Origin of the sequence: Floridaenema evergladense BLCC-F167, assembly GCF_041929205.2 — a bacterium.
Lineage (GTDB): Bacteria > Cyanobacteriota > Cyanobacteriia > Cyanobacteriales > Aerosakkonemataceae > Floridanema > Floridanema evergladense.
Map to the genome: position 1 here is coordinate 3,193,501 of NZ_CM171625.1, position 22,077 is coordinate 3,215,577.

Genomic DNA, 22,077 nt, shown 5'->3' on the forward strand with positions numbered 1-22,077 from the left:
TAGTTATTGACCTGAGTTTTTAGTTGTTACTGCTAATATAGCGAAGAAATGCTAGGTCGAAAGATGATTTTAAAAGATGTCCCATTGCCAGAATCTATGGTGAGATTACCGCCAAGCTGTTCAGTTAAGTTATAAACTAACTGTAAACCTAATGATTCTGCTTCTTCCAGTTGAAAATCTGCTGGTAAACCAATTCCATTATCGCTAATTTTTAAGTATAATTTCTGTTCCTCTAGTAACTTAAAATTTATTTCAATTTTTCCCGATCGACCATCAGGAAAGGCATATTTTAGGGAGTTGGAAAGTAGTTCGTTAACTATTAAACCACAAGGAATTGCTGTATCAACGTCTAAAAATAAATTATCTACAGAAATGTTTAGTTTAATATTATTGGCTTTTAAAGCATAAGAGTTAATTAAGTTATCTGCTAATTGATGAATGTATTCTGCTAGGGAAATTTTAGCTAAATCCGCAGATTGATATAATTTTTCATGGATTAAAGCCATAGCTTTGACACGGTTTTGACTGTCGCTAAATAATGCTAAGGTTTGGGGATCGTTAATATATCCTGATTGCAGTTTCAATAAGCTAGAAATTACCTGCAAGTTGTTTTTAACTCGGTGGTGGATTTCTTTGAGTAATACTTCTTTTTCTTTTAACGATATTTTGAGTTTATCTTCTGTTTCTTTACGATCGCTAATATCTGCCCAATAACCCAAAATTTCTAAAGGATTTCCTTGATTATCTCGAATTAATTTTGTCTGATCGTACACCCAGACATATTTGCCGTTTTTATGCAGAAAACGATATTCATGGTTGTGATAATCATGCTCAAATAAATGAACTAAATTAGCAAATACACGAGGAGTATCTTCTGGGTGAATATGATTTGCCCAAAAACCGGAGTCGCTAACAAATTCTTCTGGTTCATAACCAAATAAAGAGCGAACATTTTCGCTCATAAATGTCGCGCCGTAGTCGCCAAAAGCTTTGCAACTATAAATAACAACGGGATTAGAGGAAAGTAAAAAGTTTAGTCTTTCTTGGGACAGTTTTAGTTCTGTTTCTGCTTGTTTGCGATCGCTAATATTCTTCACCATACTCACAGAAAATAGTGGTTTCCCATGAGCATCTCGCACTAAGGAAACTATCAAATTTGCCCAAACAATTTGTCCATCTTTGTGATAGTAACGCTTCTCCATTTGATAATGATCGATTTCCCCAGCAATCATTTTATGATAAAGTTGCAGGTTTTTATTAATATCATCGGGATATGTAAAATCAGTGAACTTCATTTGGCGAAGTTCTTCATTGCTATAACCAAGCATTTTTTGTAAGGCGGGATTGCTCACAACAGTTTGCCCTTCCATATTAATTAAAGCAATACCAATAGCTGCTCTTTCAAATATTGCTCGAAATCTCGCTTCGCTTTCCCGTAATGCGGCTTCAACTTTTTGTCGCTCAACTATTTCTACTCGCAGCTTTTTATTGATTTTTTTTAAAGTTGCTGTACGTTTGTCTACTCTTTTTTCTAATTCTTCGTAAGCTTTTTGTAGTGAATCTTCCGCTTCTTTGCGTTTGGTAATATCATTTTGAATACCGATAAAATGAGTGATTTTTCCGTGAGAATCTTGTACGGGCGAAATAGTTAATTCATTCCAAAATGCTACGCTATCTTTACGATAATTTTTTAAGATTACGCAGCATTCTTGCCCTTGACGGATAGCTTGGCGAATTTGCTCGATCGCACCTGGATCGGTGTCTTTTCCTTGTAAAAATCGGCAGTTTTTTCCTAATACTTCATCAGCAGTATAACCTGTGATTTTTGCAAAAGCAGGATTACAGTAAACAATTGGTAAATTAGGCTGATTTGCATCAACAATTACTATTCCATTGCTTGCTGCTCCCATTGCCCTTTGGTAGATTCGCAAGATTTCTTCAGAAGAGCTTGAGCTTTTCTGTGTGCTACTAGGACAATTTATTAACAAGCAACTATTTACTGTTCCTATTTCTGCATCAAAAGCCATTTATTTATATTGAGTACCGGAATTTTATTAAACTTAATCCAATCTTAAGATTTTTTTATTCATCTGTCTATCGGTATAAATGCAGACAATTTTGCAAAAATTTACTTTTGTCACGCTTCGTAAATATTCTTTGTTTAATTTAATAAAACCAATCAAAGAAAAAACGCCAAAAATGTTATTTTGACTTGCTGACAAATATTTATTCTTAAGAAAATATTTATTCATAAATCATATAACCACACAAATTTTAATATTAACTTATTTGTTAATTTTTTGAGTGGTTACTTTAATGGAGTAAATTGATAACCATTGTCTGATTTTCCGGGAGTTTTAGGAGTAATTATTACTAGCTGTACTGGGGCTTCCCGATCGCCTGTAGAACGAAAACTCACATCTCCCGTAGCTCCAGAAATGGTAAAATCTGGCGCAGAAAGCGATCGCTGTACGCCTTGACGGGTAGGATTTTTACCGATCGCAGCAATTAAAGCTTGGGTAGCATCATAAGCAAGCGCCGTGCGCCAATTGACATTTCCGCCCCAAATTTCTAAGCCTTTATTTTGAAATAATTTCCCCTTTTCTCCCGTAATATTGCCCGGAATTGCTAACACCATTCCCTCGGCATCTTCCGCCCCAATTTGTAAAGTTTTATCGCTGTAAAAAGCTTCCCCAGCTAACAAATTTAAGCGGCGACGGTTGATATTTACAACTTGTAAAGCGCGATCGGCTACATCACTACTAGGTACTAACATGATCGCTTCTGCACCTTTTTTGATTGCTTGTTCAACGCTGGCTCTAGGATTAAAATCAGGTTTAGCTAAATCAACTTCTGTTAAAATTTTACCTTTTTCCGCATAGAATAAAGCATTTTTAAATTCATCTTTTAAAGATTTACTATACAGGCTAGCCGAATTATAAAATACTACTACCTTTTGTTTATTTAACCGAGTTAACATATAATTACTTAAAGCTCTAGCAGTGAAGCGATCGCTCGGCATAGTGCGGAAAATATAACCTCCAAATCCCGACAATTGCACCGCCGAACTAATCGGAGAAATTGCCACTAATTCTGTTTCTTGGTAAACTGAAGCAGCTGCTAAAGTTGTATCGCTAATTCCATGCCCGACTACACCTAAAATTTCGGGATTTTTTACCAATTCTTGGGCTACAGATTGAGCAATTTTTGGTTGATTATCATCATTAGCAATACCCACTTTCAGCGGAATTCCATTAATTCCACCACCAGCATTAATTTCTTCCTGTACTTGGGCTACACCTCGGAGCATTTCCAAAGCACTCTGAGGACTATTAACTAATGGGAAAATTACCGCAATACTGTAAGTTTTAGCATTACCAATTCGAGCATTATTCAAATAAATCAAAGTTTCAGGATCGCTACGATTAACTTCTCTAGCTCTTTTAAAAGCTGAAATAGCTTGCTGATAAGATCCAGACTTAATCAAATCTATTCCTTCTTGCTTATAAGAGTTAATTTGCCAAGGAGTTAAACTTTTAGTGCCGAAACTAATTCGATCGCCAGCAGCATCCGATGGATTATTTGTCTTAAATAAAGAGTTAGTAGCATGGCGATTGCTAAATAAGGGAATTAAAACTTTTCCGGCTAAGATAACTAAGGTAATAACTGCTGCTACTCCTATACTAAAAACCAATAATCGCTTTGCTTTTCTTTGAGTTTGTTTAACTTCAGAAGGTAATTCTGTATGAGGTACGGGGCTAGAAATTTGTCCCAAAGCTTCTAAAACTTGGAAAACTGACTGATAGCGATCGCTCCAGTGATAACGGATCATTCTATCGATAATAGCTGCTAAATTTGGGCTGACTTGGGCGTGATTTTGCCAAATAAGTTCATTAGTTTGCGGACTACTTGGTAATTGTAAAGGCTGAAGTCCTGTTAAAGCTTTAACTGCAATCATTCCCAAAGCATAAATATCACTATTAAACTTGGGTTTTCCCGCCAATTGTTCGCAAGGCATATAACCTTGAGTACCAATTCCCACCGTTAATTCCATCCGATCTTTTGGTTCATCTGCCATTTGAGTTTCGATCGATTTCACCGCCCCGAAATCAATTAAAACTAACTTACCATCAGACTTACGACGAATTAAATTACTCGGCTTAATATCGCGGTGAATTACACCTTGATTATGCACGTAACTAAGAATTCCTAAAACATCTTCTAGCAAATTTATTACATAAGCTTCGGATTGTTTTTGATTCGTTCTTAACTCATCACTTAGGGAACGCCCTTCGATAAACTCTTGGACTAAATAGAATTCTTTTTCTTCTTCAAAGTAAGCCAATAATCGGGGAATTTGGTCATGTCGCCCCAACTTTTCTAAGGTTTCTGCTTCTGTATAAAAAAGTCGTCTAGCTACAGTTAAAAAACTGGTATTCTGATTGGTAGGACGAAAACGTTTCACCACACATTTCGGATGACCTGGACGCTGCCGATCTTCAGCTATATAGGTTTCGCCGAATCCTCCAGCACCAAGAACTTCCATTATTTGATATCTTGCCCCTAAAAGTTTTCCTAACATAGCTTATAGTTTAGTTTAATTGGTAAATTTGCGGAATATAGTGCTTCTCTTGGGTGCTTCTTAAAGTCAGAAACTTTAGAGAATTACAATATATTGAGCTTTATTTTAAGAGCGATAATTATCCAGAGGATTCTACATTTGGAATTTAGGATTTGGGATGTATTGCTCTTTGGTTTTAGTCATGTTTACCTAGTTACACTTATAAATAAAAGGTATCTAAAGATGAAGATAAATCAACGTCATGATTGGCCTTTGACAGCGGAAGAAGCAATTATTATACAGCAGCAGTTAGCCTCAGAGGTGATTACTTCGGATCGATTGACTACTGTACAGTATGTTGCAGGGGTCGATGTAGGATTTACGGAATCTGGAAGCATGACGCGAGCCGCAGTAGCAGTTTTAAGTTTTCCTGACTTGCGGTTGCAAGAGTATGCGATCGCCTACCGTCCTACGACTTTTCCTTATGTTCCCGGATTTCTCTCCTTTAGAGAAGTTCCCGCAGTAATAGAAGCACTGGAAAAACTCAGTGTTGCACCCGATTTGATCTTATGCGATGGTCAGGGAATCGCACATCCCCGGAGATTTGGTATTGCTTGTCACTTAGGCTTACTTACGGACATTCCGGCGATCGGAGTGGCAAAATCTTTATTAGTTGGCAAGCACGCTGAACTATCAGAGCAAAAGGGAGCTTGGCAACCTTTGGTGCATCGTAACGAGACAATAGGTGCGGTTTTGCGGACACGCACAGGAGTAAATCCTGTTTATGTTTCCAGCGGACATCGCATTAGTTTACCTACAGCTATTGATTATGTTTTGCGTTGTACTACCAAATATCGTCTCCCAGAAACGACTCGCTGGGCTGATAAATTAGCCTCAAATCGTGGGTCAATATTGCCAGAAGATCTCAAATCTGAAACTTAAAATCCAAAATTTAAAAGCAAACAATCAACTTTACCCTATATTCTTGTTATGCCTAATCAGGAAAATAACTCACTAATAAATTACCATCCCTTGACTGCTACAGCAGAGACGACTGTAGATGTAGCGATCGCCTTAATCAGCCAAAATTCTGCTAATTATTTAGTAGTATTAGCTAATGCTGAACCAGATAGTCCTGTAGTTGGCTTATTTACCGAACGGGAAGTTATACAATCGATCGCTTCCGGCAATCCATTAAATCAATTATCTCTAGCATCTGTAATTAATAAAAAGCTAATCACCATCAATGAAAGCGCATTAGAAAACTTGTTCGCCCTCAATGCTTTACTGCGTCAACATCAAATTAAATACCTACCTATATTGGGAAAAACAGGTAATCTTATAGGTGTAACCACTCGCCAAAGTATTCAAGACCGCTTGCTAGAAACAAAGCAAGCAGAAATAGCTTTGCGGGAAAGTGAAGAAAAATTTCGTGTCATATTCAATCAAGCAATTCAATTTATCAGTTTGTTGCAACCCGATGGAACAATTTTAGAGATTAATCAAACAGCCCTAGATTTTGTGGGAAGCACTAGAGAAAAAGTAATAGGTAAACCATTATGGGAAACTAAATGTTGGACAATTTCTCCTGAAACTCAGTCAGAGTTAAAATTGGCGATCGCAGCAGCAGCAGCAGGAGCTTTGATGCGTTACGAAGTAAATGTGATTGGTACAAATAATCAGATAACCACCATTGATTTTTCCCTACATCCAATTTGTAATCAACAAGGACAAGTAACTTTATTAATTTCTGAAGGAAGAGATATTAGCGATCGCAAAGCTTTAGAGAAAAAACTCGCCTTAAGAGAAGCTTTACTCAATGCCTTTTTCTCCTCAGCGCCAGTAGGATTATCGATCGTAGATGAAGAATTACGATATGTAAAAATCAACCAACAATTAGCAGAAATTAATGGCTTACCTGCATCAGAACATATCGGTAAACCCTTCAATCAAATCTTACCGGAAATCTCCTCTACTTTAATTCCTTTATATCAGCAAGTTTTAACCAAAGATAAGCCAACCCTTAACTTAGAAATTAGGGGAGAATTACCCAGTCAACCTGGGGTTTTACGTGATTGGATATTCTCTTTATTTCCCATACCAGGAGAAGATGGACATTCTCTCAACGTCGGATCGGTTGTGCTTGAAGTTACCGAACGTAAACGAGCCGAAAAAGCTTTACAAGAAAGCGCCAAACGAGAACAAACACTCACCCAAGTAATTCAAAAAATTCGCCAAACCTTAGAATTGCCGGAAATTTTTAACGCTACAACCACTGAATTACGGCAACTTTTAGATTGCGATCGCGTCACCATTTATCGCTTTCATAATGATTGGAAAGGAGAATTTGTTGCTGAATCAGTAGCAGATGGCTGGATTTCCTTCTTAGAAGCACAACATATCAATCCTCAACTAACAGATTGTATCTTAAATCAAGAAGAATGTATCATCAAAAAATTAAGTCAAAGTAATCTAGAAAAACGCACCGCTAATTATCTAGTTGTAGCAAACATTGAGCAATCCAAACTTACTAATTGTCCCTTTCAAGTTATCAAACAATTTGCAGCCAAAGCTTTCTTAATAGTCCCAATTTTTTGTGGCGATCGATTCTGGGGATTACTAGCAACTTATCAAAATTCCCATCCCAGACAATGGCAAGAATCAGAAATTAATGTAGTACTTCAAATAGGCGATCAATTAGCAGTTGCTTTACAACAAGCCGAACTACTTTCCCAAACTCAAAGCCAATCTTTAGAACTGATGAAAGCCAAAGAAGCCGCTGACGCTGCCAACTATGCTAAGAGTCAATTTCTTGCCAAAATGAGTCATGAACTGCGTACACCCTTAAATGCAATTTTAGGATTTAGTCAAATTATGGTCGGGCATAAATCTATTTCCTCAGAACACAGAAAAAACCTAGAAATTATCAACCGTAGCGGCGAACATTTACTCAACTTAATCAATGATATTTTGTCAATGGCTAAAATTGAATCAGGACAAATTTCCTTAAATGAAGCTTGTTTTGATTTATATCAAATGTTGGAACTGCTCAAAGATATGTTCCAGTTAAAAGCTGAACACAAAGGCTTAGAACTGAACTTTATAATTGCTCCCGAAGTCCCCCAAAATATCCAAGCAGATGAAAGCAAATTGCGCCAAATCTTGCTGAATTTATTAGGCAACGCTATTAAATTTACTCACACTGGTTATGTAACCTTAACAGTTTGTTTAGCACCATTAGCAACCCCAGCAACAGAATATGTGCAGATAATTTTTACAGTTCAAGATACTGGCCCAGGAATCGCTCCCGATGAAATTACCACCTTATTTCAACCATTTTCTCAAACCCAAACAGGTCGCCAAACTGGTCAAGGAACTGGTTTAGGTTTAGCGATCGGTCAACAATTTGCTAAACTAATGGGCGGAGAAATTGTTGTAGAAAGCCAATTAGGTATCGGTTCTATTTTTACCTTTAATATCTCCGCCAAGTTAGTATCTAATACCGAAAAAAATATTAGTTTAAATACTCAAGAAGTTATATGTTTAGAACCAAATCAACCAACTTATCGGATCTTAGTCGTTGAAGATATCAAAGAGAATCGGCAATTACTAGTAAAATTATTAGCACCTTTAGGATTCGAGGTGCGAGAAGCAGAAAATGGTCAAGAAGCCGTTACAATTTGGGAAAGTTGGCAACCCCATTTGATACTGATGGATATGCGAATGCCTATCATGGATGGCTATAAAGCTACTCGACAGATCAAAGCTCATGCTCAAGGAAAAAACACAGTCATTATTGCTCTTACTGCTAGTGTTTTTGAAGAACAACAACCAGCTATTTTAAAAGCGGGATGTGATGACTTTATACCTAAACCTTTTCGCTCAGAAATTTTATTAGAAAAAATCGCTAAGTATTTGGGTGTACGTTACATTTATGCAGAAAATTCGCAGCCAGTTCCAGAGCATTGTCAGGCTCCCTTATTGACATCAGAAGATTTACAGGTAATGTCTCTAGAATGGATTGCTAATTTACATCAAGCCGCTGCCGCAGTTGACGATCAATTAGTTATAGAATTGCTTGAAGAAATCCCAGAAACTTACATTAATTTGGCAAATATTCTCACAAAATTAGTAGAGAATTTTCGGTTGGATATTATTTTAAAAATAACTGAACTATGCCTTAGAGAAGAAGATGCTTTACCCTGAAAATTACTTTCCCGTTATACCGACAGGTTAACGGGAGTATCCTTGTATTAGTCAGGATTTTGATTGCTTAGTTGATTGACGCATTGCGGTACTAAGTTAGCGAATGCACCCTTGAGGAAAATTTTTATAAATCAATTTTTTCTGCCTTCAATCCTCCAGCTTTCCAATCGGAAATAATTTCATTGACTTGTTTAGGGTCAGGTTCAGCAAAAATTGCCAGCCGATCTAAACGATTAATGATTGAGAGAATTTCTGGATAGGGTAAGTAACAAACAACTACTGTTTCTCCCAATTCTGTGTAAAGCAGAATTATTGACTCTAGGGTGTCTTCAAAGAGCCGAAGATCTTTTGATTGGGGTAGGTTTTTCGTGACAATAATCCGATTATCGGCTGGAATTGTAGAATGCCAATCTTTCCCAGAAGGAAATCCTAATAATAGTCCGGTATTACGAGGAACTTTTTGAGTAAATTCTAAGGAGTTAGGATCGCCACAATAGAGTAAATGTCTCCTACCTAACTGCCACCAAATTCCGGTTGCTTCGCGTTTGACAGCAGATGGAGATGGGGATGGTTGATGAACAATAGGCTGAGTTGATATTGTTGTTGTTGTTGCAGAAATGGGTATTACTCCTTTAATTCCTGACAATTCGACTTCTTTTTCTTTCTTTGGAATCGAAATTGCTTCTTTGGCTGGACGAGTAGCTACAATTTCTACTTTAGGGCGTGATTCATTTGCGGGTAACAGAACCGGAACTGGCTTTAATGGTTGAACTGGTTGGACTGTTTGAACTGGTTGAGCCGATTCTGTTTTAGATTTATTACCGGGCGAACTATGTTTTTGCCTGATTTCTTTGGCGATCGTATAAGTTATTGGCTCCCCGGCTTCCGCACGAGCGATCGCTTCCGAACGCGCACTCGCTGGCGTTGAAGGTGCTGCTAGGACATATAAGGCAGAAGCAGCAAATTTGTCAATTTGATAAGTTTTTTTAAACGAATTAGCTACCTGCATGAATCTTGCCGCAGTGGGATAGCTCCATTCAAATTCTGCTGCTATCCAATCTAAGAACCTGCCGTGAGCAAGTTTCTCTTTAACCAAAATCAACTTTTGTCCGATCTCGATGATGTCTTGTGCAGTGCGCTTCATGAGCGCTCGAATTTCTCCAGTTTGTTGTTGAATAAACAAACTGGTTTCTGCATCAAGCATGGTGTAATCAAACACTTTTTGCAGTGAAGAAGGCGCTGAGGCTGGCATTGGCTACTCTAAATAACGTTAATTGGCTGATGTTATGTATCAAATTCTCTTGTAGCACATCTAACACAGTATTTACCTCTGTCTAGAGTTGGATATCTACCACAAGAGTCTCATTAACTGAGTCAGTGAGTTGTTAGATATATCACAAAATATCACAAAATAGACAAAACTGGAATAAAGCGATCGATTAATTCCACAAAACAGGCATAATCCGAAAAAGGCGATCGATCAACTCTTGATTAGTCAATCGTAATGGAGTCGAGAGCAGACATTTCTCCTGTCTCTTCCCGACTCTCGATCTCTTAAAGTTTAATGCTTTTAAGAAACTTTACCTAATTTTGCTGATTCTGTTGCAGAAACTTCTACATGAGAGGCATTAGTTGACTTTGGTAGATGTAAATGCCACAGTTGTTCGTTCATGATCGACTTAGCTAATAAGCAACGATAAAGATCGCTCAACTGTCCGGCTACCCACGCCCAACTAAAGTTTTGTCTGACTCGCAGTGAAGCTTGCTTCCGCATTTTTCTTGCCCAAACATCGTCGGTTAAAACTCGATCGATCGCCGCAGCAAAACCAGCAATATCATGAGGTGGCACTAACAAACCTGTTTCTTCAGGAATGACAGTAAACTTCAAACCACCAACATTGGAAGCTACTACAGGCGTACCGCAAGCCATAGCTTCGATCGCCACTAAACCAAAGGGTTCATAGTAGCTAGGCACTACACAAACGTCGGCTGCTGCGTAGTAGAAAGGTAAAATATCATGAGCTAAGCGACCTGTAAATAGGATATTTTCCGTCAATTCTAGTTCTTGAGCTAAAATTCTAATTCTTTCTTCTTCCCGATCGCCTTCCAAGTCAGGATCTTCTCCCCCGGCAATTACTAACCGAAAGTTTCCTTGACTTCTTGCTTGACAATTTGCACCAGCCTGCAACAATGTTTCTAGCCCTTTACTAGGATCGAATCTGCCGACATACAAAACTATACGTTCAGTTGGGTTAAATCCTAACTTTAATCTAGCTTCTGTCTTTGATAATAAGCGAAAGTTACTAATATCTGTACCGCCAGAAATCACCCTAATTTCTCCAGTTTCCGAAACTAACTTTCGCAACGCTTCTTGTTCTTGAGGACTAGTAGCAACTACACAGTTTGCTTGTTCCAAAATTTGCTTTTCTATTGCTAATCTAGTTTCACCAATTGGCGGTTGATAACCAGCTGCTTGATATTTGACAATTCCTAAAGAGTGATAAGTATGCACCAGTTGAATATTGCGTAATTCTTGCAATTGTAAGCCAACCCAACCAGAAAGCCAGTAGTTTGTATGCACTAAAGGATAATTTGTCCCTTCTTTACTTTGAAATTTGAGAAAAGCTTCTAAAAATTGCGGCATATACGCAAACAAATCATTTTTTGGGATAAATTCTTCTGGCCCTGCTGACAAGCGAATCGTGCGACAATGAGGTGAATGTTGGACAATTTTGGCATCGTCGGGATGAACTTTGCGAGTAAACATATCAACTTGCCAACCCAATTTTGCCAATGTTTCTCCCACATTTCGCACATAAACATTTTGTCCCCCAACATCTTGGTTTACCACTTCTGCTGCTGGGTCGGCGCGATCGGAAATTATAGCGATCGGTTGTCTATTCATCTGTGACATATCCTTTTCTCCTGCAATTTTCAAGTAAATTAATCCTGGCGATAATTTGTTATGGTAATGCTTTGTGGAATTAAAAAATCCACCTAAAGATTAGGTGGTTATGTAATGTTGAATTTTATATCAATTGGATTCTTTTTGTTGAGCTTGTCGATCGAGAATTACCATTTAGGGCAAACTTTTCTGCCAAAATCTTTTGATAAACTGCTTCGTAACCTGAAGTCATTTTCTGGACGCTAAAATTGTCAATGACGTGCTGACGACAAGTGCGGCGATCGAGTTTGATAGCTGGCTCAATTGCTGCTACGCATTCCTCTACACTATTACAGAGAAAACCTGTCTTACCATGAGCAATAATTTCGGGAGTTGAACCCATATTCATGGCAATTACAGGTGTTCCTGTTACCATTGATTCAATCATGACTAATCCGAAAGGTTCTCGCCAAGTAATTGGGAATAGTGTAATTGCTGCATTACCCATTAATTTACTTTTTTGAGCGTGATTAGCTTCACCAAGAAACTGAATTTGTTCGCCATCAATGTGAGGTTTGACTTCTTGCTCAAAGTATTGGCGATCGACCACATCCACTTTACCCGCAATCTTTAATTGCCAACCAGAACGTTTGGCAATTTCGATCGCTAAATGCGTTCCTTTTTCAGGAGAAACTCGCCCCAAAAATGCTAAATAAGGCGAATCTTGAGGTTTTTCGTAAAAGTTATAAGTGCTAACATCAATGCCATTATAAACTGTTGCCACACAATTTAGATTCAACCGAGCCTCCCTTTGAGCATCAGAAATACTCACATAAGGTTGCTGTTTAGCATGAGCAAACAATTTCTCATTATCAGGGGTAAAAATTCCATGTAATGTGTGAATTGTTGGCGTTTTTACTAACTGAGCAAAAGGTAAAGCTGAACAACCCATGTGGGAGTGAATCACATCAAATTCTGAAGCTTTTTCATAAACACGACTGAGATTTAACATCTCATAAATGTTATACTCTTTGACCGCTTCATCTAAGCGTAAAGCACGAGGATGAACTGATTCTAATTTAGCTAAACTAACTGAGTCTCCAGAAGCAAACAAAGTAACTTCATGACCTCTTTTGACTAGTTCATTACAAAGTAGTCCTACTACTAATTCAATACCCCCATAAGCAGGAGGTGGAACTGTTTCCCATAAAGGTGCTATTTGAGCAATTCGCATTTTTTCTCCTGGTATTTAACAGCAAATTTAATTATGTAGTTCAAGCTAAGTTGGAGATAAATTGCAGGTTTTAGCGAGCAGAATGCTTATCTAATAAGAATCTTCAGACTTTTGCCTGACAAATGAAATTTCCTTTAGCTTGTCTAACTGTTACGCAAATATTATCCTTGTTTAAAATAGTTTTTACTCCATCTCAAGACGGAAAATAAGCCAAATATTCTTTAGTTGTTTCACTATCTTAAGAGATAGATTGACGAGAATTGACGCAGGAAAAAACCTCTTCTCCGTTATGATTAGCGAATTTTGTTTATCAACCAGTTATCAAAAAATTATCCTAAATCACTTCAAACCATAACGGCAAATCAGCTAACTTAAAGAAAGAGAATCTAGCTCCCCGACTTTTTGGAGAAGTGGAGGAACTAGACAAAAACCTATTAGTAACCGATCGCTTCAATTTCATTTAGTTGTCCAATTGTGACATCTGCGATCGCCAAATCAGCAGCTGAAGAATTTCCCCAACAAATACCAATACAACCAGCCGCACCAGCTTGACGCGCCATTTCTATATCGCTAACAGCATCACCTACCATCAAAGCCGCACTAGGTTCTATTCCTAATTTTTCACAAGCCTGCCAAAATAAAATCGGGTCTGGTTTACTGGGGCCGTCATCAACTCCCATCGCTAATTGAATATAATCAGTTAGTCGATATCTTTGGACAAATGCTTGCACTTTTAGGGTAGTATCAGCCGAAAGAATTCCTAACTTTAACCCAGCTTGGGAAAGTAATTGTAAAACTTCTGAACTTCCCTCAAACAAAGGTGAAGGTGCAGCATTTTGAAAGTATCGATCGGCTTCTGAAAAAGCCTGACGAGCGATCGCCAAAGCTTCCATCCATCCCCTACCAGTTTCCGCCACATAAGCCGCCGCTGCAATTTCATTTTCCCGCCGACTCCCCACCGCCATTAAACCAGTTCGATCGATTTTATTCCCATCAACACCAAACGCCATCAACAAAGGATCGCCAATTCCAGGAATTTGCGCGTCTAACAAGCGCGATCGTTTTTGGGCTAAATTTCGCAAAAACTCCGCAGAATTTTCTAAAGTCCCGTCTTTATCAAAGATAATTCCCTGAATCTCAGGAAAAATCACTTCTCCACAGCGAATAGTCACCACAATATTCCCCCCCAAAATCATAATAAAAACAAAAAAAAGAGGGTTTTTCCCTCTCAGTTTTTGGTTAGTTTTTTAAATCAATTATTCCTCTTCAGCTGAAGAAAAGTCCTGTTCATTAACTGCTTCCGGTTCAGTTGTCGCCGCAGCACCAACCCCAACCGGAACAGGTTTCTCCTCTTCTTCCTCAACAACCGGAGCCACTTCCTCTCCAACACTTAACGCTTCCACTTCTGCTTCCTCAGCTTCAGCCATCTCAGCCGGAGCCACCGGAGCTACCGGAGCTACCGGAGCCGCTGGAGCCGCTGGAGCCGATGGAGCTACCGGAGCCACCGAAACAGGCGCTTCCTCAACCGCTTCCTCAACCGGAACAGGCGCTTCCTCAGCCGGAACAACCGCTTCCTCAGCCGGAACAACCGCTTCCTCAGTTACCACTGTTTCTACTGCTGGTGGAACTTCACCCAGCAACTTGGCTCGTTGCTGTTCGCGATACTTCGCCGCCATTTCTTCCGCCATTTCGTAAACGCGATCGCGATTCCGAATCATATCCCCAGGTTCGGGTTCCAATTGCTTAGTAGAAAGCGAAATTCTTCCTCTTTCCGCATCCAAATCAATGATCATCACCTTAATTTCATCATTGACATTGAACACGCTATGCGGTGTATCGATATGCTCGTGGGAAATTTCCGAAATGTGTAGCAACCCACTCACACCACCAATATCGATGAACGCACCATAAGGCTTGATCCCACGTACCGAACCAATTACCACTTCACCTACTTCTAAACGGTTCATCTTGCGCTCAACTAATGCGCGTCTATGGCTCAGAACTAAACGATTTCTATCTTCATCTACTTCTAAAAATTTTAGTGGTAATTCTTCCCCTACCAAATCTTCTTTAGGCTTCCGGGTACTAATATGAGAACCTGGAATAAAACCACGTAAACCTTCAATTCTGACTAATGCTCCACCACGATTAGTAGCAAAAACCTGAGAACGAACGGTTGCATCTTCAGCTTGCAACTGGCGCACCCGTTCCCAAGCACGCATATACTCAATGCGACGAATCGAAAGAGTTAACTGTCCGTCTTCATTTTCATCAGTGAGAATGAAGAATTCCCGAGTTTCGTTAGATTGCAGCACTTCTTCAGGAGTATCTACCCGGTTAATCGACATTTCCTGAATGGGAATGTAAGCTGCTGTTTTAGCACCAATGTCAATCAGAGCGCCCCTCGGCTCTATACTAAATACAGTACCAGCTACAATATCACCAGGATTGAAGTGATAATCGTATTTGTCGAGTAGAGCAGCAAAATCGTCGAGAGTAAAACCAATATCGGCAGTTGTAGTTTTCTGATTGACCATGCGAATCGAACCTTGTCCTTGTTAGTTTTTGGAAAATTACGCCTCCTGTCGATGTATACGCACGTTTTTAATGTGCCGTTTACACCTTCAACCCTCCAAATCTCATATTTTAGCAGTTCCAGCTAAGTGGATTTAGAGTCCAGACATATCATTCTATCTTAACTAGCACCTCTGAAACTAGTTTTTCCGATCTTCTTGGTTTTACGCCTAAACATGGCAAACATGGCACAATAGTTTCTCTGGCTGAGGTATGCAGCAGTACAGAATATTGGCTGGATAAGAATTTACTAAATTTTAAGAATGGGCGCTCAAAGTTACAGTTTTTTCAGTTTCCTCTGTTTCTAAGCTAGAATCCCCGATGGAAGTATTAGTTGGGGATCTTCCTTCTCTATGTGTTGTGCTATTGTCATTGCGGAGTTGATTTAAGGTATGAATAAAATCAGCAATCCCACGAAACTGACGATAGACTGAGGCAAAGCGGACGTAAGCTACTTCACTTAAATAGCGGAGTTTTTGCAATACTAATTCTCCTATTTCATTGCTGGTAACTTCGCGGACTTCCCTTTGTTGCAGTTCTGCTTCTACCTCATCTGTAATTTCTTCTAAACGCATTTGGGGTATGCCAGTTTTTTCGCAAGCTCTGACGATTCCTCTTAAGAGTTTAGAGCGATCGAAACCTTCTCGTCTGCCATCTCGCTTAATCACTGTCACCGGGACAAATTCAATTTGTTCGTAAGTGGTAAAGCGACGCTTACACCTGAGACATTCTCGACGACGGCGAATACTTTGTCCGCCTTCTGCTGAACGTGACTCCAGCACACGGTTATCTGGGTTATTACAGAAAGGACAGCGCATTTTGTAAAATCCTTTTATACTTAAATAAGCTTGGTAAGCTAATCGTGGTTTAAGCTGCATCTTCGATATCTTGGTCAGAGAGGGAAAAATGCAAGCTAAATCCTGAGCCGAGCCGATCGCCCTTCTATCGAGATTTTGACACAAAACCTAACTTTTTAGTAAAAACAGCAAATACAGCTGTTACCAATGGTAACAGCTGTTGCCAGTTTTAAATTGTAACCGTTATGAAACAAGCGGGTTATTTCTTCTCGATGCGGGGAGGTTCCCGAAAAGCGATCGCAAAGAACAGCACACCCAATGTAAGGGCTAAGATCAGAACGTAAGCAATACTTTCCATATCAAAAATCCTGACTATCCTGCCAATTAAGATTTTACCAATTACTTTCACACAAAGGTCTAACGCCCTAACAAAATAAATTAAATTAGTTAGTCGCTAGACCTTCAGCAAAAAGTCTTCAAACCAGAGATTAGATCGGTTGATCGCGGCGGGTAGTTTTGTCACCCACTTTCTGATAGAAGCCCCATTCTACTTGTTCTTCAGACAGGTCGGGATCGATCCCCGCAAATACGTCACGGTAGATGGTACGAGAACCGTGCCAAATGTGACCGAAGAAGAATAGTAGGGCAAATACTGCGTGTCCGAAGGTGAACCAACCGCGAGTGCTGGTACGGAACACACCGTCAGAGTTTAAGGTTTCGCGATCGAACTCAAAAGGTTCGCCCAATTGAGCTTTCCGCGCATATTGCTTCACATCACCAGCATCGGTGAAAGTTTTGCCATCGAGTGCGCCACCGAAGAAGCTAACACTCACGCCAACTTGCTCGAAGCTGTATCTAGATTCAGCACGACGGAAAGGAATGTCAGCACGAACGATGCCATCCTTGTCAGTCAGAACTACAGGGAAGTTTTCAAAGAAGTTAGGCAAGCGACGAACGGTTAATTCCCGACCTTCTGCATCTTTGAATACTGGATGACCTAACCAACCTTGAGCTAGACCATCTCCGTTGTTCATTGGGCCAACGCGGAACAAACCACCTTTAGCGGGGCTGTTACCTACATAATCGTAGAAAGCCAGTTTTTCCGGGATTTGTTCGTAAGCTTGAGCCAAAGTTGCACCATTGGCTACGCTTGCTTGTACGCGGCGTTGGATTTCTTGTTGGAAGTAACCTTTATCCCACTGATAACGGGTGGGGCCGAATAGTTCGATCGGAGTAGTCGCACTGCCGTACCACATAGTACCAGCGACCACAAAGGCAGCAAAGAACACCGCTGCAATACTACTAGAAAGCACGGTTTCAATGTTCCCCATCCGCAAAGCTTTGTAGAGTCTTTCCGGTGGTCGCACTGACAAGTGGAACAAACCAGCAATAATCCCCACAATACCTGCGGCAATGTGGTGTGCCACAACGCCACCAGGGTTGAAGGGGTTAAATCCGGCTGGTCCCCATTCAGGGGCTACGGGTTGAATGTGCCCGGTTAAGCCATAAGGATCGGAAACCCACATTCCAGGGCCAAACAGACCTGTGAGGTGGAAAGCACCGAAACCAAAGCAAAGTAAACCAGATAAGAACAAGTGAATGCCAAACATTTTTGGCAAGTCCAGTGCTGGTTCGCCAGTACGGGGATCTCTGAATAGTTCCAAATCCCAGTAAACCCAGTGCCATACGGCAGCTAGGAACAGCAAACCAGACAGAATGATGTGAGCGGCAGCAACACCTTCAAAGCTCCAGATACCTGGATTAATATTTACTTTGTCAGGGATGATGCTCCAACCGCCCCAAGAGTCCGTTACACCTAAGCGTGCCATGAAGGGCATGACGAACATACCCTGCCGCCACATAGGATTGAGAACGGGGTCGCTGGGGTCGTAAATCGCTAATTCGTACAGGGCCATCGAACCAGCCCAACCTGCCACGAGGGCAGTGTGCATCAGGTGTACAGATATTAATCTGCCTGGGTCATTCAGGACGACTGTATGTACTCGGTACCAGGGTAGTCCCATTGACTACGCTCCTCCTCGATGATGAGTGATGTCGGATCGACGAACTTTTGTGCAGTTTGTTAAGGTTTTGTTTGCTGCGGCTGTCCAGGAAATCTTCCTAAAGTTGCCTTTAATTAAGATACCTTGGGCAGTTTAACAATGAGTTTAACAAAATGAGAGTATTTAAAGAAGTGTAACTTTTGATTGCGCCTATTGCAAGAAGATTTAAGCGCTGTATTGTTGACAGCACTCGATCTCACCATCAGCTGCACTCCCCAAGTTACAGTTTTAAGTTTAAGTTACAATACGACGGATTGAATATTTTTTACTTGACAAACTGTTTCGGCGGCACTCAGCCGTTCTAGCACTTGGTCGCCACTAATTAGTCGTTTGAGTACTACTTGACCGATCGCACCAGCTGCCCGTTCAATTTGTTCTGGGGCTATAGGTTTTACTTCTACGGTTAAAATGGCATCTTCAACCCGATACAGCCACAATTGTTCGTTTTGCTCCAAAAAATAAAGGTTTAAGCGTTGAATGTGGGGTTTGCGCCGCCAAGTTGCATCGTTCCACAGTCCGTCGGACGACCACACGCGCCCATAAGTCCAACCATCAGAAAGAAAAAAATATTTCACTGATATTCTTTGTATGAGTTAACTTAAGTTGATCAAAGCCCGATCGCAGGAGTGATTCCTACAGAAGGCGATTAGATTATATGTTAATACGGTTCAGTTAAGGGTAGTGCCAGCATCTTGCTCGCTAGGGATATATAAGCCAGCAAGATGCTCGCACCACAATAATCAGAGAATCCTATTCACACTCTCGCCGTTAATCCTGATGGATGTAACAGGAAATGAATTGCTCTATCAAGATAAGTTTCTGTAGGACTAAACTGTTAAATAATCTCTTGATAATGCTCGCTTAAATTAGTAAATTAAATCAAAGAATTGTAACCACAAAATCAAGAATTGTATTTTTCTAATAAAAATAGACAATTTACAAAAATTAAAGTTATAGAGTCATGTATGGAGCGAAAAACTAAATAGAGGATTGGAGTAAGAATGTCAAGGGGATATTGGGAAATATTTGTTGTCTATATTTCCGTTTTCCAGATAAACCCCCGATCTGTGAAGCTTTTATTTTTACCATTTTACACCCGAATAAGGTAATCATAACCAAAAAAACAATCAATCGGTTGTTTTTCAATCCATTGTGTAGGAGAAAAACAGAATGTTGAACCAAAAAATGTGCAAATTTATCTTGTTAATATGCACAGTAATCATTTTTTCTGCGTGATGGGAGGTGTCTTCACTCCCATACCTGCATCGAGTTCTATGCCGCTGAGTAACGAACAAAAATTGGGAAAATCGATCTTTTTTGATAAGACCCTTTCCCTCAACAAAAATCAATCCTGTGCAACTTGTCATGTCCCCCAGATAGGCTGGACGGGAGATGATGAATTAATCAATGTCAAAGGATCGGTTTACGAAGGTTCAGTCAAAACTTTATTTGGCAACCGTAAGCCACCCACTGTCGCTTATGCCACTTTTAGCCCGATTCTTCATTTTATAATTGACGAGGAACAGCCATTATTTGTAGGTGGCAACTTTTATGATGGGCGGGCAACAGGCGAAAAACTAGGAAATCCGGCTGCCGATCAAGCTCAAGGGCCTTTTATGCAGAATGTGGAACAAGGACTTGTGGATAGTGCTTATATTGTGCATCGAGTTTGTGAAAACAAATATCCCGTTTCCTTAACAGATATTTGGGGGAAGGAGATTTGCAATATTTCCTGGTCTAAAATGGACTCAAAAGCTGGGGATAAAGAAGTGGTTTTATCTTCAGAAGAGAGAAGTAAAGTTGAGAAAGCTTACGATGCGATCGCTCAATCCATAGCAGCTTACGAAGCATCCCCCGAAGTCAGCGCCTTTACTTCTAAATATGATTACTACTTAGCAGGTAAAGTACAACTTACACCCCAAGAAACCAAAGGATTAGAACTGTTTAATGATAAAGGCAAATGTGCCGAATGTCATATCTCTAAACCAGGTTTACATGGAGAACGCCCCCTGTTTACCGACTTCACCTACGACAATTTGGGAACACCACCCAACCCGGAAAATCCCTGGTATACTATGCCTAGTAAAATCAACCCCGATGGCAAAAATTGGGTTGACAAAGGATTAGGTGAATTTCTCGCCACAAATCGTTGGTATAAGTTTTATGCTAATGCCAACATGGGTAAACAAAAAGTACCAACTCTGCGTAATGTAGATATGCGCCCCTCAAGTGAATTTAAAAAAGCTTACACCCACAATGGCTATTTCAAATCGTTAAAATCCGTCGTTCATTTTTACAATACCAGGGACACTATACCAACTTGTCCAAGTAGAATGACTGAGGCAGAAGCGCTAGCAAAAAATTGTTGGCCTGCTCCAGAAGTGAAGGAAAATGTGAATAAAGACGAACTAGGAGATCTGCGTTTAACTGACGCTGAAGAAGATGCGATTGTTGCTTTTATGAAAACCCTCACTGATGGTTATAACGTTTCTAATTAGGATGATAAGGTGCGATCGCTCTTTTTCAAACAACGCAGTTATTTGTACTATCTAGCTGGGGCGATCGTAGTTGTAATTGTATGCCACCGAGCGCCTTTAACTTCAACTGTCACCAAGCAACCATTCCGAGTCACACTTTTCCTCTGTAAAACACTAGTTCCCGCATTACCACCCAAATTTACAGGAGGAGTGAGCGATCGAGAACGATAAGTTTGCTCAATTAAATTTCTCGAAAAGCTGGCATCTTTGATTTGGCAAACATTGTTTAAAAGTGTAGCTAAAATTCTTGTATAAGGCCAGGTTTCATCATCGATGCCATTGTAAACCATATTCAACTCCACTTTTTTTGAATAGATGGCAACTGTAGGTTCTCTAGCAGTGTTAAATTGATAGGCAGATAAACTTCCTGACAAGGTAATGGATTTAGTTAATTCTGGGGGAAACATTCTCGAAATATCTGCGGGTTGTTTAAACTCCGATCTGCCGATTTCTGCGTTTATAATTACCAAACTGAACGCTAATAAAATAGCCAACAGATATTTCATATTTAATACCTACAAATTCTGATAAACTTCATCATCATTACGCTTATCCACCCTAATGCGATCGCTTTTCTATAATTTTGTTTTGTGAAGCTATCTCTATTCTCCAGCAAGTCTCAGCACAGAAGCACGAGTAGATGAATCTAGCCGAAAGCCGAGAGAATCAAGTCGATCGAGAACTGGCATTATCTCACTCAAATATCCCGATTGTTTACCCTTCAAAATAACACCGAGAGTTCCCGTTAACTGCACTCCCAAAGTCTTAGCATAGCGTCTGGCAAGTCCATCATCCAAAATAACTAAAGAATCAGGAATTTCTACTGCTAAAGCGATCGCTTCTTGTTCTCCAGCACCAAGAATATCTGCTACAGGTGATAGAATTTCACCGTACAACATTGGCAGTAAATCAAGCAATTCTGTTTGATAAAGGTATTGTATTGGCGATGTGTTACTAATCAGATTAGGCACGCTCTAAATCCTCTATCAATTCTGCTTCATTTAGCCGAAAAGTATCTACTCCATATTCTGCTAACTTACTTAAAAATACTGGTTTTGGTATTCCTGCCATAACTGCTGCTGCACCAGAGGAAAGTCTACCTAACTCATAAAACTTAACCGCCGCTGCCAAACGCATCTCATCGCGCATTTGTTCGGGTGTCAGTTGGAGTGCTGACAAAGTTTCCTCTGCTAAAAATAGGGTAACTTGGTACATTTTTAA

17 protein-coding genes are annotated in these 22,077 nt (G+C 39.9%); 3 read left to right on the plus strand and 14 right to left on the minus strand.

Annotated features, from left to right (window positions below; translation table 11 throughout):
- Window positions 1-32: 32 nt before the first annotated feature.
- Together ACE1CA_RS15535 and ACE1CA_RS15540 are read right to left on the minus strand one after the other, a co-directional pair.
- Window positions 33-2,027 carry a PAS domain S-box protein gene (locus tag ACE1CA_RS15535; protein ID WP_413280618.1) on the minus strand — a complete coding sequence of 665 codons (1,995 nt, stop codon included), beginning with the start codon at window positions 2,025-2,027 and terminating at the stop codon, window positions 33-35.
- A 281-nt stretch (window positions 2,028-2,308) separates the two neighbouring features.
- Window positions 2,309-4,582 (minus strand): bifunctional serine/threonine-protein kinase/ABC transporter substrate-binding protein, encoded by a 2,274-nt coding sequence (locus tag ACE1CA_RS15540; protein ID WP_486517932.1) that lies wholly within the window; start codon window positions 4,580-4,582, stop codon window positions 2,309-2,311.
- Window positions 4,583-4,804: 222 nt separating this feature from the next.
- Between ACE1CA_RS15540 and nfi the strand changes: the two genes are divergently transcribed.
- Together nfi and ACE1CA_RS15550 are read left to right on the plus strand one after the other, a co-directional pair.
- Window positions 4,805-5,503 (plus strand): deoxyribonuclease V, encoded by a 699-nt coding sequence (gene nfi, locus ACE1CA_RS15545; protein ID WP_413280616.1) that lies wholly within the window; start codon window positions 4,805-4,807, stop codon window positions 5,501-5,503.
- Window positions 5,504-5,551: 48 nt separating this feature from the next.
- On the plus strand, window positions 5,552-8,767 hold the full coding sequence (locus tag ACE1CA_RS15550) for a response regulator (RefSeq protein ID WP_413280615.1): 3,216 nt from the start codon (window positions 5,552-5,554) through the stop codon (window positions 8,765-8,767).
- Between the two features lie 124 nt (window positions 8,768-8,891).
- Here ACE1CA_RS15550 and ACE1CA_RS15555 read toward each other — a convergent pair whose 3' ends face one another.
- The 9 genes from ACE1CA_RS15555 to ACE1CA_RS15595 all read right to left on the minus strand — a co-directional run bounded on the left by ACE1CA_RS15555 (window position 8,892) and on the right by ACE1CA_RS15595 (window position 18,894).
- Window positions 8,892-10,019 (minus strand): DUF3102 domain-containing protein, encoded by a 1,128-nt coding sequence (locus ACE1CA_RS15555; RefSeq protein WP_413280614.1) that lies wholly within the window; start codon window positions 10,017-10,019, stop codon window positions 8,892-8,894.
- Window positions 10,020-10,337: 318 nt separating this feature from the next.
- A complete protein-coding gene (locus tag ACE1CA_RS15560) occupies window positions 10,338-11,681 on the minus strand; it encodes a glycosyltransferase family 4 protein (RefSeq protein WP_413280613.1) in 1,344 nt (447 codons plus the stop codon).
- Between the two features lie 115 nt (window positions 11,682-11,796).
- A complete protein-coding gene (locus ACE1CA_RS15565; protein WP_413280612.1) occupies window positions 11,797-12,885 on the minus strand; it encodes a glycosyltransferase family 4 protein in 1,089 nt (362 codons plus the stop codon).
- A gap of 434 nt (window positions 12,886-13,319) precedes the next feature.
- Window positions 13,320-14,060, minus strand: coding sequence for an HAD family hydrolase (locus tag ACE1CA_RS15570; protein WP_413280611.1), 741 nt, complete (start codon window positions 14,058-14,060; stop codon window positions 13,320-13,322).
- An 81-nt stretch (window positions 14,061-14,141) separates the two neighbouring features.
- A complete protein-coding gene (locus ACE1CA_RS15575; protein WP_486517934.1) occupies window positions 14,142-15,422 on the minus strand; it encodes a 30S ribosomal protein S1 in 1,281 nt (426 codons plus the stop codon).
- Window positions 15,423-15,716: 294 nt separating this feature from the next.
- Window positions 15,717-16,277, minus strand: a complete 561-nt coding sequence (nrdR, locus tag ACE1CA_RS15580) for a transcriptional regulator NrdR (RefSeq protein ID WP_413280635.1) — start codon at window positions 16,275-16,277, stop codon at window positions 15,717-15,719.
- A 238-nt stretch (window positions 16,278-16,515) separates the two neighbouring features.
- The gene (locus ACE1CA_RS15585; RefSeq protein ID WP_413280609.1) at window positions 16,516-16,614 is read right to left on the minus strand and encodes a photosystem II reaction center protein T; all 99 of its coding nucleotides are present in this window, start codon (window positions 16,612-16,614) and stop codon (window positions 16,516-16,518) included.
- A 130-nt stretch (window positions 16,615-16,744) separates the two neighbouring features.
- Window positions 16,745-18,280, minus strand: a complete 1,536-nt coding sequence (gene psbB / locus ACE1CA_RS15590; RefSeq protein ID WP_413280608.1) for a photosystem II chlorophyll-binding protein CP47 — start codon at window positions 18,278-18,280, stop codon at window positions 16,745-16,747.
- Between the two features lie 278 nt (window positions 18,281-18,558).
- Window positions 18,559-18,894: a hypothetical protein gene (locus ACE1CA_RS15595; RefSeq protein ID WP_413280607.1), complete on the minus strand. Its 336-nt coding sequence runs from the start codon at window positions 18,892-18,894 to the stop codon at window positions 18,559-18,561.
- 612 nt (window positions 18,895-19,506) lie between these two features.
- Between ACE1CA_RS15595 and ACE1CA_RS15600 the strand changes: the two genes are divergently transcribed.
- Complete coding sequence (locus tag ACE1CA_RS15600) at window positions 19,507-20,817, plus strand: cytochrome-c peroxidase (RefSeq protein ID WP_486517936.1); 1,311 nt, start codon at window positions 19,507-19,509, stop codon at window positions 20,815-20,817.
- A 47-nt stretch (window positions 20,818-20,864) separates the two neighbouring features.
- On the opposite strand, the gene ACE1CA_RS15605 is transcribed toward ACE1CA_RS15600, so the two are convergent.
- The 3 genes from ACE1CA_RS15605 to ACE1CA_RS15615 all read right to left on the minus strand — a co-directional run bounded on the left by ACE1CA_RS15605 (window position 20,865) and on the right by ACE1CA_RS15615 (window position 22,071).
- Window positions 20,865-21,362, minus strand: a complete 498-nt coding sequence (locus ACE1CA_RS15605) for a hypothetical protein (protein ID WP_413280605.1) — start codon at window positions 21,360-21,362, stop codon at window positions 20,865-20,867.
- Between the two features lie 96 nt (window positions 21,363-21,458).
- Window positions 21,459-21,827: a PIN domain-containing protein gene (locus ACE1CA_RS15610; protein ID WP_413280604.1), complete on the minus strand. Its 369-nt coding sequence runs from the start codon at window positions 21,825-21,827 to the stop codon at window positions 21,459-21,461.
- The gene (locus ACE1CA_RS15615; RefSeq protein WP_413280603.1) at window positions 21,820-22,071 is read right to left on the minus strand and encodes a UPF0175 family protein; all 252 of its coding nucleotides are present in this window, start codon (window positions 22,069-22,071) and stop codon (window positions 21,820-21,822) included. Before ACE1CA_RS15615 ends, ACE1CA_RS15610 begins: the two co-directional genes overlap by 8 nt.
- Window positions 22,072-22,077: the final 6 nt, after the last annotated feature.